Origin of the sequence: Snuella sedimenti (assembly GCF_016428595.1) — a bacterium.
Taxonomy (GTDB): domain Bacteria; phylum Bacteroidota; class Bacteroidia; order Flavobacteriales; family Flavobacteriaceae; genus Snuella; species Snuella sedimenti.
Window position 1 is genome coordinate 48,305 of sequence record NZ_JAELVQ010000001.1, and the last position, 12,636, is coordinate 60,940.

Here is a 12,636-nt window from a genome sequence, read left to right on the forward strand (position 1 = left end):
CCCGAAACATTACTGTTTACGGGATTTTTTGTTTTTAATCAATTTGTCTTTTTTTACAACTTTCTGCTAATGGTCAATCCATCACGAATGGGTAGTATAACCGTTTCTACACGTGCATCTTCCTTTAATAAGCTATTGTACTCAAGTAAAGCTTTGGTGGATGTATCGTCGGGTTTTAATGCTTCAATAACCTTACCGCTCCAAAGGACATTATCTGATAATATAATCCCTCCCTCATTTAGTTTATCTATGATTATATTAAAGTAGTTAGGATAATTCTCTTTATCAGCATCAATAAAGACGAGATCGAATGTAACATCCAGTTCTGGTATAATCTGCAAAGCATCTCCCAAATGTTGAAAAATTTGATTCCCATAATCCGATTTATCAAAATACTTTCGTTGAAAATCAAACAGCTCCTCATTAATATCAATCGTATGCAACACCCCTGAATCCTGCATACCTTCTGCCAGACACAGCGCCGAATACCCTGTATAAGTACCTATTTCCAAAATATTTTTGGGATTAACCAGTTTAGAGATCATACTCAATAAACGCCCTTGATAGTGCCCGCTCAACATACGGGGTTGCAAAATCTTTTGGTAGGTCTCTCTTGTAAGTTGTCGTAACAATTCCGGTTCGTTCTCAGAATGGTTTACTACATAATTGTCTAAAGCTTCGGGTATAAAATGCATTATAATAAGATTCTATTAATTAAACGTTGTTTTGCAGCTTCATCATCACCACAAAGCCATTGTATAACATTGTCTTCCCAAATGGCATCACGTTCGGTTTCGGTAATAATATCACGTTCCATGGCCAGATCCAATATTTTTCCTGGGTAAGACGACTGTTTTATGCTTTCCATTTCACCTAAGGGATACGGATCGTCCAGCCCCATTAACACCTGACTAGCACCTTGGTTTTTTATAAGCAACTCCAGTGACCCTGTATCGTGCACGAGCGTATCAAAGAAAATATTCTTATGTCCTACAGCCTTTCTAGGATGGTGCTTGCCTTCAAACAGATCTGGTCGTCCATCGAATCCCTGAATACGACGCCCCAAATTAATTTGGGCCAATTGTCCGCCATGCGCAAAACAAGTACGCATATTAGGGAATTTTTCCTGATAGCCGTTTAAGGTTAAAAAATGATAAGCATCAGCACACTGTGCCAACATCCAAATGAGATGGAATCGCCAGGAGGTATTTTCCAGCTTTATAAATTTCTCCCCATCATACGGATGAATTTCAACTGCTAAATTATACTTGCTCGCCAATTCAAAAATAGGCTCGTTTTCTTCATCAAAAATACAGCGCCAAGTACCTATAGTATCCATAAAATGCGTAGGCAAACAAAGTAGTTGCAACCCTAACTCTTCCACACAACGTTCAATCTCCCAACAAGCACTTCTTACAAACCCAGGATGGACTACAAACCCACAGGTAAATTTACTAGGATGATCATGCTGAATACGTGCATTAAAATCATTTTGAAACCGCAATGCCTGTTTCATTTCTTCAACACGCAGACCATTACCATACAATTGCGACAGGTTTAAAACAACCGCATGGTCTATTTGATAGCGTTCCATCCACTCTAGCTTTTCATGTAAAAAGAAACTGGAGTCGGTTACTGGGCGGCTCCAATCTTTTTGAAGCATAAACTTACGATCCTTATCCACCCAAAAAATCCCTTTTTCTTTCATGAATTCCGGAATTTCCTCGGGATATGGTAGCAGATGTGAATGCCCGTTGATACGCAGTTTTTTCATTTTTGTATGGCTTCAGGCGTCTTAATTATTCTATTTTAACCTTTTGAGGCGCGTGCATTACTGCACCACAATTCGGACAGGTACGCTTATTAAGGTCTTTATAATATTTATCAAAAATCTTAGGCATATCGGTCTCTATATTTTCGAGGGTAAAATCTTCTTCATACAATTTAGTGACACAGTTTTCGCAAAACCACAACAACGCATCACGCATGCCTTCAGGGCGTTTGTATTCAATTACCAAACCAACGGTATTGGCACCTCGTTGTGGTGAATGTGGCACCTTGGGAGGCAAAACATAAATATCGCCCTCTCTAATGTGAATATCTTTAGGTATCCCTTTGTCTATTATCTTAAGAACAATATCGCCTTCAATCTGATAAAAAAACTCCGGCGTTTCGTTATAATGGTAATCCTTTCTACTGTTTGGCCCACCAACCACCATGACAATAAAATCGGTATCCTTCCAAACCACCTTATTTCCCACTGGGGGTTTTAAAAGGTGCCTGTTTTCCTCAATCCAATCTTTAAAATTTAACGGCGAAACTAATTTGCTCATAACTATACTTTTGGGCGTGCCCCTTCAGGTCAGGCTTTTCACTGTATCTTTTTGTTAAAAACAAAAAGGATGTCGTTGCAATCCTTCACGCAAATTAAAATATAAAGTTACAAAGATTTTGTGCGTCCACCATCAACAGGAACGTTAATTCCATTTACATAGCTAGCTGCTTCACTAGCCAAAAACGTGATAACATTTGCTGTTTCTTCTGGTTTGGCAAAGCGTTTGGCCGGCGCATAATTTTTCATTATTTCTGCCATAGCCTCTATAGATGTTCCACTTTGATTTGCCTTAATTTTAATAATTTCGTTAAGGCGTTCGGTATCTGTAAAGCCCGGTAACACATTGTTTACCGTAATACCATAAGCTCCTAGTTCTGTAGCAAGTGTTTTACTCCAATTCCCTACTGCTCCCCTAATGGTGTTGCTAACTCCAAGTCCGGGAATGGGTTCTTTAACCGAAGTGGATATCACATTAACAATTCTACCAAAGCCCTCCGATTTCATGAAAGGCACAGTAGATTGGGCCAGCACATGATTGCACTTTAAATGCTGCGTAAATGCTTTTTCAAACTCTTCGAGCGTCGCTGTTAGGACATCTCCGCTACGAGGTCCTCCGGTATTATTAATTAAAATATGAAACCCATGATATTTATCAATATACTTCAGCACTTTCTCTTGCAGATCTCTTGGGTCTAAAAAATCGCCAACAATACAATCATGGTCACCACTATTAGGTAATTCAGAAATAACCTGTTGTAACTTACTCCTATCCCTGGCTACCAAAGTCACTTTAGCCCCTTCGGCTGCCAAAACCATTGCTGTAGCTTTTCCTATGCCTTGGGTACTTCCACATACCAAAGCGTATTTACCTGTTAATTTTAAATCCATACAATTATCCTGAACTTGTTTCAGGATCTGTTTAAGGGTTAATTCAATTTATCATAAGATGCTGAATCAAGTTCAACATTAATATTTTATACACACATTTTTGGGTTCTGTAAAAAAGCGTAAAGCTTCAAAACCACCTTCACGTCCAACTCCTGATGCTTTTATCCCTCCAAAAGGTGTTCGCAAATCACGCAACATCCAAGTATTCACCCAAACAATACCTGTTTGCAATTGGTTGCTTAAGCGCATGGCACGGCTTAAATTGCTCGTCCATACCGTTGCCGATAAACCATATTTTACACTATTAGCCATTTGCAGGGCTTCCTCTTCCCTATTAAAAGGCATAAGCGTTACTACGGGGCCAAATATTTCTTCTTGATTAACACGGCATGCATCACTTTCTACTTCAATCACCGTTGGTTCTAAATAACACCCTTTTTCTAGTCCCTTAATATTAACCCTATTTCCACCACATAACACAGTGTGCCCCTCTTCTTTGGCAATCTTAATATATGCCATTACCTTTTCCATGTGCTCCTTAGATACCAAAGCTCCTATATCTGTATCCTTGTTTGATGGATCCCCTATCTTTAAGGCCTCTACTTTTGCAATAAAATCTGTCTTAAACTTTTTGTAAATAGGCGCTTCAACAAAAATCCGACTACCACAAAGACAAATTTGTCCCTGGTTTGCAAAAGAAGAACGAATTGTTGTTTCAAGCATGTTCCTATAATCACAATCCGCAAAAATCATATTCGGATTCTTACCTCCAAGTTCTAAAGACAATTTTTTAAACATGGGTGCTGCTATTTTAGCTATTTGTGCTCCTGTTTTTGTTCCTCCAGTAAATGAAATAGCCATAATATCGGGATGCTCAACAATAGCCTGTCCGGTAGTCGTTCCCAAACCATGTACAATATTTAAAACGCCTCGTGGCAACCCTGCTTCGGCACAAATATCACCCAACAGATAAGCGGTCATTGGGGTTACTTCACTAGGTTTGGCCACCACACAATTACCCGCCGCAATGGCTGGTGCTATTTTCCAAGTAAACAAATAAAGTGGAAGGTTCCAAGGCGAAATGCATCCCACGACCCCTATAGGCTGACGCAAGGTATAATTTATAGCGTCCATACCAACACTTTCATGGCTCTCGCTTGCAAACTGTGTAATGGCATTACCAAAAAACCGAAAATTACTCGCTGCCCTTGGGATATCGACCGTTTTAGCCAAGCCTATAGGCTTACCGTTATCCATACTTTCTGCCTCAGCCAAACGCTGTAAATTAGCCTCTAACAATTCCGATATTTTTATTAGGATATGACTACGTTCTTCCAACGGTGTTTGAGACCAGGAAGGAAAAGCCGATTTGGCCGCTATATAAGCATTTTCAACGTCCTCAGCTGATGAATTTGGGAGTTTCCCATATATTGTACCATCGGCCGGACAATAATTATCCAACCAATCATCGTTAAGGGGATTGTGATAACTTCCGTTTATATAGTTTTGTATTGTTTTCATTGCTAAGTTCTCGACTACCATCGAGGAAACATTTAACTATCCTCAGGTTTCTTGTAAGCGACTACTTTAATCTCCACCACCAAATCGGGGTGTGGTAATTGATGCACTGCAACAGTGGTTCGCGCAGGTCCATTTTCTACATCAAAAAACTCTGCATAGACTTTATTATAACCTGCAAAATCGTTCATATTAACCAAAAAAGAAGTTACATCGACCACATCGTTTAACGTTGCTCCTTCATTTGCCAAATTCCTTTCAATATTTTTTAAGACCTCATGTGTCTGCACTTCTATGTTCAAGTGCTTAGTCCCCATATTATCAATAGTATCGACACCGGCAATAGTGTTGTCTGATCGTCGTGAACTAGTCCCCGAAACAAAAATAAAATCTCCTACCCGTTTAGTATGCGGATAGGCGCCTCTTGGTGTTACTACATTATCTTTATTCATTCCTTTATTTTTAGTGATGCATCTTTTTTGCAACGCTATCCTCTTCCAAAATAGTCTCTGTTTCTTCCTTTACTTTTTTCAAGATATTCCTTAAATCATCATTAAGGTTAATTTTTTTGTCTGCCAACAAATTTAAGATCGCTTTATCTTGTGCACGTCCTCTTAACATGGCTTCACGATACCCAATATCCTCATTAAAGGTCACCAAGGCATACTTTGAAGCATATTCATTAGGAAACTGCTTTTCAAACGCCATCTCTAAGTTACGCTTTTCTCTGAAAATAGCCTTATTAACATGGCCTTTCATTTCATGAAAATTATCTATAGCCAAATCGGCAATAGCATCTGTATCTTTTTTGCGCTCTTTTTCAAAAGCCGTAAATACGTCTTCCCAATTACCATAACCTGCGTCTAAAACTTTATCAAACGCTACTACATCTTCAAAGGACGCATTCATCCCTTGTCCGTAAAAAGGCACTATGGCATGGGCTGCATCACCCATAAGCAGTGTTTTCCCCTTGTAATGCCACGGCGAACACTTAACTGTCCCCAATGGGGATGTGGGGTTTTCAAAGAACTCATCAACAAGGTTTGGCATGAGCTCTAGAGCATCCTTAAAATAGGTACTAAAGAATTCCAGCACACGTGCTTTGGTGGTTAAATTATTAAAATTGTAAACACCTTCATCATAGCTTAAAAACAACGTAACCGTAAAGCTCCCATCTAAATTGGGCAGTGCAATAAGCATAAACGCATCACGCCCCCAAATATGCAAAGCATTTTTATAGGTCTTATAGTCGCCTTTCTTGGTAGGTAAAATACTTAACTCTTTATAACCATGTGTTAAATAATCCTGAGAGAAACTGAATAGAAACTTCTTTGCCAGAAAATAACTTTTCCGCAAAACAGAACCAGCACCATCTGTTCCAAAAATAACATCAGCTTTTTTGGTAAATTCTGTTTCGTCTTTGTATTTATAAAACCGAGAAATTCCTTTTTCAAAATCGACCGAAGTACATTTATGGTTAAAATGAAATGTAACGTTATCCAGCGCTTCTGCCTCATCTAGCAATAGGGCATTCAAGGCGTTTCTTGAAATCGAATTGATGTATTCATGCGCCCGTCCGCTGTATGGTGCCAACATGGTTTTCCCTTCCTCATCGTGTAACATGCGTCCATACATGGGAATACAAAGTGGTTCTACCTTATCTTGGATTCCCACCAATTTCATAGCTTTAATCCCTCGGTTTGAAAAGGCCAAATTAATGGAACGTCCTGCATCAACAGCCACTTTTCTCAAATCAGGACGTTTTTCAAAAACCTCAACATTATATCCACGTTGCCCCAACCGTAATGCCAAGAGGGCACCACAAAGTCCAGCTCCTATAATTTGTATATTTCCCTTATTTGTCATTTAAAATTACTTTCAACTTTTCTACCAATAGATAAACATCCTGGAAACTATTGTATAATGGCACAGGGGCACATCGCATAACATCGGGTTCACGCCAATCACTTAACACGCCTGCTTCATTTAATTTTTCATGCAAGGTTTTATCGGCATTCTTAACTTGAATGGATAATTGACAACCGCGCTCCTCTGGGTTTTTAGGAGTAATTATGTTAATTGTATGATCTCCCAACTGCTGTAATAAAAATTCGAAATACCCCGTTAACTGTTTCGACTTTTCGGTGAGCGCTAGCATTCCTACCTCACCAAACATATCCAAAGACGCTTTAATCGCGGCCATAGATAGAATTGGAGGGTTACTTAACTGCCAGCCTTCGGCTCCTGGAAGCTGGTCGAAATCGTCTCGCATATTAAATCGCGTCTGCTTGTTATGGCTCCACCACCCTGTAAAGCGGTTAAGTTCTTTATTGTAGGCATGCCGTTCATGCACAAAACACCCAGCTAAACTGCCTGGTCCCGAATTTAGATATTTGTAGGTACACCAAACTGCGAAATCAGCCCCAGAATCATGCAAATCCAAATTTACATTACCAGCGCCATGCGCACAGTCAAAACCAACAGTACAGCCATATTTATGTCCTAGTTCGGTAATCCGTTTTAAATCAAAATACTGACCGGTGTAATAGTTAACACCTCCAATCATGATTAAGGCTATTTCATTGCCTTGCGATGCCATAATGGTTTCTAAGTCTTCATAACGCAACAACGTTTCTCCATGACGTGGTTTCCAAAGCACAACGCCATCCTTTTCATCAAATCCATGATGTCGCAATTGCGATTCGACGGCATATTTATCGGATGGAAACGCATCACTTTCGATTAGGATTTTGTATCGTGATTTTGTTGGCCGATAGAAAGATACCATCATTAAATGCAGGTTTGCAGTGAGCGTATTCATAACAACCACTTCAATAGGTTTAGCTCCCACCACCATAGCCATATTTTCGGCAAGAAATTCATGATATGGCAACCAAGGCGTTTCTCCTTGTGTATGCCCTTCAACTCCTAAAATAGCCCAATCGCTTAATTCTTTATCTATATACGTTTTGGTAACTTTAGGCTGCAATCCAAGCGAATTACCGGTCATATATATTAACTCTTCACCTCGTTTGTTCTTAGGGATATAAAACCGCTCCCTATAAGTTGCCAATACATCATTTTGATCTAGCTCTTTAGCATATTCCAAACCCAATTTATAACTTAACAAAATATTTTTTTTAACTGTTTCTAACAAAAATAAGGATTCTGGATTAAGAAATGGGCAGCTTAAAGCCTCTTAATTCTCAATACTATTTTTTGTATATTTATGGTAAACTACCTCGAAACAGAGCCTACAAAGTATTGGCTAGAAAAAACATTTTGATTTCGAGGCAAACTTGAGAATATTTTAATCTAACCTCGGTTATCGAGTAACACTTGTGAATATGGGTAAAAAAAGAGAATATACAAACGGTGAAGTAACGGTTGTCTGGGAAGCTGAAAAATGCATTCATTCCGGTATTTGCTCCAAAGGATTACCACGTGTTTTTCAGCCCTTAAATAGGCCTTGGGTAAAAATTGACGGTGCTGAAACAGAAAATATAGTAAATCAAGTTAAACAATGTCCCTCAGGGGCTTTGAGCTATTATATGAATGCTGAAAACGACAAGCGCTCTGAAACTATGGAAACAAAAATAGAAGTGTTGGAAAATGGGCCTTTATTGGTATATGGAACACTAAAGGTAACCCATAAGGACGGCTCTACAGAAATTAAAAATAAAACGACTGCTTTTTGCCGTTGTGGCGGCTCCGATAACAAACCTTATTGTGATGGCACCCATGTAAAACACGACTTTAAAGGATAGTGCCAGTCATTTTTTTTGGCAAATTTAAAACCTCATTGGCGTAAGACTACTCTAATGTAATATTAACATTGGTAAAATTAAGATTCCAATTCCCTTCTGCTTTTTTATGTTCTAACGCCAATTTAATACCATTAAAATCCTTATAATTTTCAAAAGTACTTACGAGTGAGGGTGTCTCACTATTCCCTCTTCTAAAAACCCATTCCTTGATAATATAATCATCCTTAAAATACAGATCGTAGGCATCACCTGGTGTATAGCCACCTTCATTAGAATATGTTAGGGTTATTTTATGCATTGGCACCTTGCTTATGGGCGCTTCTTCTGTAATGGGAGTAGAAATACTTGTTCCAGTATCCCAAACCAATTGAAAAGGGACCAACAGCCAAAATTTATCATTTATAAAGCTTTTATCTGCCTGTATACTAATAGAATCCATTACTTTTCGGTTGTACCTAATGGTATCTGTTGCTGTTATTAATTGTACATCTTCCTTTTTTGGATACCAAACCCATGCACGTTGAAAATGGCTGCTATCTCTATCAATATTAAAAGTGAATTCCATTTTGCTTATGCGTTCCCATTGGTTAAACCCATGTGCATTTGCTATTTTTTCAGCTATTGAAATCGGATTGGAACTAGGTGCAGTCTCCTTGTTTTGTTTACACGAGAAGCTCGTACACATAACAACTATTATCAACCAGACTTGTTTCATTTTAGTTTTTTGTTTTAATGAATTGCTTTAATTAATCTGTCGGAAAACCGTTTAAAGATACTGTTTCAAATTCACCATTATCATTCTCATAAATTAAAAACACTTTAAGCTCTGGATGTGTTTTTAAGAAGGTCTTTACTCTTGCTATTCCCATTGCCTTAAAAGCTGTAGCATAAGCATCAGCTGTCATACAATCTTTAGTAATTACCGAAACACTTAACAAATTTGTTTTACTTGGGTATCCCGTTTTAGGATCAATAATATGTGCGTAACGATTACCATTGGCATCTATTTTAAACTTCCTGTAAGTGCCAGAGGTTGCCATGCTCTCATCTTTTAAGGAAATTGCTTTTAAAATAGATTGTTCACCATTAAATTTTGGCGTTTCCACCCCTACTTTCCATGGTAGTTGTTTTTCTTTATTTATGCCTCTTGCCCTTATTTCTCCTCCAATTTCAACAATATAATTATTTACATTCTTGCTTTCTAAAAACTGTCCAATTACATCGACACCATAACCTTTGGCAATGGCATTAAAATCTAAAAAAGTTTCAGGTAATTTTGTTATAGAATAGTCTGTTCTCTTTACTTTATCAAACCCAACGGAATGCATCAAACTATCAATTTTGAGACTATCCAGCTGTTCAATTTTCCCTTCTGGCCCAAAATCCCAGGCATTTACCACTGCCCCAATAGTTGGATCAAAAAAGCCCTCTGTTGCTTTATAAATAGTTCTTGAAATGTCAAACACATTAACAAAATGGTTATCTACTTGAACTGCCTCATTTCTGTTTAACTTAGAAATATCGGAATTCGTTTGATAGGTGGATAACGATTTATTAATCACGTAAAACAAACTGTCAAATTGTTTCTGAAAGTTCTGTTTAGAAAAATAGGTTATATGGTACGTGGTTCCGAAAACAGCCCCTTCAAGAAATGTCTTGGTAGTATCTGGTTTACCGCATGAAACTAGCTGCAAAAAAATTAAAACCCCTACTAACGATCTAATAATCATAAAGAACTTAGTTTAAATTGGTATCCAAAATCTGAATACCACTGTATTCGATCAAGTACGATTCATTTAAGTAAACAGGCAACGTTTTGTCGGTTGCATTACCCAAGCCAACACCTGCGTACAATACCTTGGCATTTTTTTCTCGTGCATGCTTTTTAAAAGATTCCATCCAAACCACATCATAGTTATTTGGGTTATCAGGCAAAATAACGGCTCTAACAATAACAAAAAAGTACTGGTTATTTTTATCGATACAGACAAACTGAGGATGTCTTTTTAACTGACTGTTCACTGCAATAAACTCAAAACCACGCTGTTCTAGATCCTTTCCTACATGATTCATGGCTAGATTGTGAAGTTCTTGTTCTGTAAGTGGCTTGCTCATGGAACAAAATTACTATTAATATGTTTTCCTTTAAAATTTAGACTCCATATAATAGCAAAAATTAATCTTTTCCGAGTTTCTAAATATCCATTTTAGGTTACAATAAAACTACTTGTATATTGCATTATTCCCCAATGCAAATAATCTCCTTTAGGGTTCGGTGATATATGTTCCCATTAGCAAAACTCAATGAATTAACCGTCCATGTTTCCCCTTTTTTTCCTAAATCGTTGACAGATACTAAAGCGGTTTTATCAAATTTTTCGGTAGTAGTATCAATAACATAAACCATTCCTATGGCATTTGTAAAAAACAAATAATCGTTAATCATTGTTGGTGACCCTAAAAAAGATCTTTGAAAACCGTTTCCTAATATTCGGGAATCTGTACTATGAAGCTGTCCTCTTGAATTTAGGCCGTCATTGTTTTGTGGTGTTTTCCAAACAAAACTACCATCGGGATTTATCTCACGTGGCAATTCCAAATGTTCATTCTTTCCTGTTACGATATTATGACGCGCAACGAAAGGATGATGCATAACCAGATAAAATGTATAATCGTTTACCGACATATTGCAGTGAAACTCATTTTCTAAATTTTTCAATTCTACATTTTCCTCTAAAACATATTGCTCCTTTTGTTCGTCATAGATATATTGGTTAACTATATTAAGCGGATTTTGCCCTATAAGTTCTCCTGTATTAGAATTAATAACTACATTATCCTGACCTTTATTTGTCCAAGAAATTTTATGCATATCCCAATGCTGTGTATTTAGTGCTCCATAACCCGAAATCTCGTTTGGCACTTCCGATTCCCAATGCCATAAAGCGGTACCTGCTTTGCCTGCTTCTAAACTAATCAAACTTAGTCCCACTGGTCGTTCTAGCACACCATGAGGACCTCCTCGACCTATGAGTATTGCTGGTTTCCCAGAAGCTGTTTCACCTATAATGGGTGTATTATAATGCGTTAAGGCTTCTTTTGTTACCCAAACACGCTTTCCCGTATTCTTGTTGAACGCATGTAAATAGTTCCATTCTTTATGTCGCAACGAATCATTTTCTACAGGAGGTTCTACGTTTAGGATTAAATCTTCGTACAGTACAGAATCAAACTGTTTATTGAATGGTCTACCAACAGTAGGCATCCAAGTTCTTTCCCAAACTAAATCACCATCAACAGAAAAACAGGCCATTCCTCCACTGGCATTAATTACCCAAACATATTTGCCATCTGTTATAGGACAGGGTGTCGTCGAGTCGCTAAAACCATAATTATATTCACTAGGCAATAGTCCTTTAACCCGTTTAGTCCATAAAGTTTCACCATTATCGGCGTTTAAACAATAAAGTATAACATCTGTCCCATATGCTCTTGTTTTAAGGGATTTCGAAGCTTCTTCTACCTTATTGTGGCAAGCCTTTATTTTATAAGATTTTGAATGTAAATAAGCGGTAAGAGCTTGAGATGTTGCTTTAACTGCTTTCCCTGACTCACTCTCTCTTGACAATCTATTGTGTATTCCTTTTTTACGTTCATTCGGTGCGTCTTTATAGCTTTTATCCTTTGCTAAAAAAGCTTCCCATCTTTTCATGGCTGCCTTGTTAGCATTCAACTTTGTTTGAAATACTACTTCCTTTTCTTTTTGCAAGCTATCTAATAAGAAACTATAATAGGTATCATATACCTCCTTAGCTGCTTCATATTGTGCTCGCAATTCAGAAAAAGGCGGGGTATCTAAGGGAGGATTAATTGTAAAAAACAGTTTTTTACCCCAAACAGCAATACCACTTTGACCCCCAGCAGGCAAAGCCTTCTTCCATTTTATGTTTTCTCCTGTGCGGACAGACCATTTTGTAGGGACTTTTAAAGATGTTTTTATTTTCCAACTACCATCAGGCCCTCCCGACATGGGCCATTGGTTATCGCTATTTTTCACCATAACACTACTACTTATGTCTTGCTTACATGAAGTCAACACAAAACAAAGTACCATGAAAAAAATTAAGT

The 12,636-nt window shown here is 37.8% G+C and carries 13 protein-coding genes; 1 reads left to right on the plus strand and 12 read right to left on the minus strand.

All coding sequences use genetic code 11. The features are described from left to right. Positions 1-53: 53 nt before the first annotated feature. From JF259_RS00215 to kynU, 8 genes are all read right to left on the minus strand, one after another. A complete protein-coding gene (locus JF259_RS00215) occupies positions 54-695 on the minus strand; it encodes an O-methyltransferase (protein WP_199111879.1) in 642 nt (213 codons plus the stop codon). Next, positions 695-1,774: an amidohydrolase family protein gene (locus tag JF259_RS00220; RefSeq protein ID WP_199111881.1), complete on the minus strand. Its 1,080-nt coding sequence runs from the start codon at positions 1,772-1,774 to the stop codon at positions 695-697. Before JF259_RS00220 ends, JF259_RS00215 begins: the two co-directional genes overlap by 1 nt. 25 nt (positions 1,775-1,799) lie before the next feature. Then, positions 1,800-2,333, minus strand: a complete 534-nt coding sequence (locus JF259_RS00225) for a 3-hydroxyanthranilate 3,4-dioxygenase (RefSeq protein ID WP_199111883.1) — start codon at positions 2,331-2,333, stop codon at positions 1,800-1,802. 107 nt (positions 2,334-2,440) lie between these two features. Next, a complete protein-coding gene (locus JF259_RS00230) occupies positions 2,441-3,223 on the minus strand; it encodes an SDR family oxidoreductase (protein WP_199111885.1) in 783 nt (260 codons plus the stop codon). A gap of 78 nt (positions 3,224-3,301) precedes the next feature. Beyond that, complete coding sequence (locus tag JF259_RS00235; RefSeq protein WP_199111887.1) at positions 3,302-4,744, minus strand: aldehyde dehydrogenase; 1,443 nt, start codon at positions 4,742-4,744, stop codon at positions 3,302-3,304. A 32-nt stretch (positions 4,745-4,776) separates the two neighbouring features. Beyond that, positions 4,777-5,193: a RidA family protein gene (locus JF259_RS00240; RefSeq protein WP_199111889.1), complete on the minus strand. Its 417-nt coding sequence runs from the start codon at positions 5,191-5,193 to the stop codon at positions 4,777-4,779. A gap of 10 nt (positions 5,194-5,203) precedes the next feature. Beyond that, a complete protein-coding gene (locus JF259_RS00245; protein ID WP_199111892.1) occupies positions 5,204-6,607 on the minus strand; it encodes an FAD-dependent oxidoreductase in 1,404 nt (467 codons plus the stop codon). Continuing rightward, positions 6,597-7,871: a kynureninase gene (gene kynU, locus JF259_RS00250; RefSeq protein ID WP_199111894.1), complete on the minus strand. Its 1,275-nt coding sequence runs from the start codon at positions 7,869-7,871 to the stop codon at positions 6,597-6,599. The genes JF259_RS00245 and kynU overlap by 11 nt, the downstream gene beginning before the upstream one ends. A gap of 217 nt (positions 7,872-8,088) precedes the next feature. Here kynU and JF259_RS00255 point away from each other — a divergent pair, with 217 nt between their 5' ends. Further along, positions 8,089-8,508, plus strand: coding sequence for a (4Fe-4S)-binding protein (locus JF259_RS00255; RefSeq protein WP_199111896.1), 420 nt, complete (start codon positions 8,089-8,091; stop codon positions 8,506-8,508). A 46-nt stretch (positions 8,509-8,554) separates the two neighbouring features. Here JF259_RS00255 and JF259_RS00260 read toward each other — a convergent pair whose 3' ends face one another. From JF259_RS00260 to JF259_RS00275, 4 genes are all read right to left on the minus strand, one after another. Then, positions 8,555-9,223, minus strand: a complete 669-nt coding sequence (locus JF259_RS00260) for a hypothetical protein (RefSeq protein ID WP_199111898.1) — start codon at positions 9,221-9,223, stop codon at positions 8,555-8,557. A gap of 31 nt (positions 9,224-9,254) precedes the next feature. Beyond that, on the minus strand, positions 9,255-10,238 hold the full coding sequence (locus JF259_RS00265) for an FAD:protein FMN transferase (protein ID WP_199111900.1): 984 nt from the start codon (positions 10,236-10,238) through the stop codon (positions 9,255-9,257). A 7-nt stretch (positions 10,239-10,245) separates the two neighbouring features. Further along, positions 10,246-10,623: a Na(+)-translocating NADH-quinone reductase subunit F gene (locus JF259_RS00270; RefSeq protein WP_199111902.1), complete on the minus strand. Its 378-nt coding sequence runs from the start codon at positions 10,621-10,623 to the stop codon at positions 10,246-10,248. Between the two features lie 124 nt (positions 10,624-10,747). Further along, positions 10,748-12,568, minus strand: a complete 1,821-nt coding sequence (locus tag JF259_RS00275) for an outer membrane protein assembly factor BamB family protein (RefSeq protein ID WP_199111904.1) — start codon at positions 12,566-12,568, stop codon at positions 10,748-10,750. Between the last annotated feature and the right edge of the window lie 68 nt (positions 12,569-12,636).

Bases quoted from the DNA above. Each gene is read 5' to 3' on its own strand.
- JF259_RS00260 (WP_199111898.1), bottom strand. From the start codon at position 9,223: ATGAAACAAGTCTGGTTGATAATAGTTGTTATGTGTACGAGCTTCTCG.
- JF259_RS00235 (WP_199111887.1), bottom strand. From the start codon at position 4,744: ATGAAAACAATACAAAACTATATAAACGGAAGTTATCACAATCCCCTT.
- JF259_RS00275 (WP_199111904.1), bottom strand. From the start codon at position 12,568: ATGGTGAAAAATAGCGATAACCAATGGCCCATGTCGGGAGGGCCTGAT.
- JF259_RS00225 (WP_199111883.1), bottom strand. From the start codon at position 2,333: ATGAGCAAATTAGTTTCGCCGTTAAATTTTAAAGATTGGATTGAGGAA.
- JF259_RS00255 (WP_199111896.1), top strand. From the start codon at position 8,089: ATGGGTAAAAAAAGAGAATATACAAACGGTGAAGTAACGGTTGTCTGG.
- JF259_RS00270 (WP_199111902.1), bottom strand. From the start codon at position 10,623: ATGAGCAAGCCACTTACAGAACAAGAACTTCACAATCTAGCCATGAAT.
- JF259_RS00230 (WP_199111885.1), bottom strand. From the start codon at position 3,223: ATGGATTTAAAATTAACAGGTAAATACGCTTTGGTATGTGGAAGTACC.
- JF259_RS00220 (WP_199111881.1), bottom strand. From the start codon at position 1,774: ATGAAAAAACTGCGTATCAACGGGCATTCACATCTGCTACCATATCCC.
- JF259_RS00245 (WP_199111892.1), bottom strand. From the start codon at position 6,607: ATGACAAATAAGGGAAATATACAAATTATAGGAGCTGGACTTTGTGGT.
- JF259_RS00265 (WP_199111900.1), bottom strand. From the start codon at position 10,238: ATGATTATTAGATCGTTAGTAGGGGTTTTAATTTTTTTGCAGCTAGTT.
- JF259_RS00215 (WP_199111879.1), bottom strand. From the start codon at position 695: ATGCATTTTATACCCGAAGCTTTAGACAATTATGTAGTAAACCATTCT.
- JF259_RS00240 (WP_199111889.1), bottom strand. From the start codon at position 5,193: ATGAATAAAGATAATGTAGTAACACCAAGAGGCGCCTATCCGCATACT.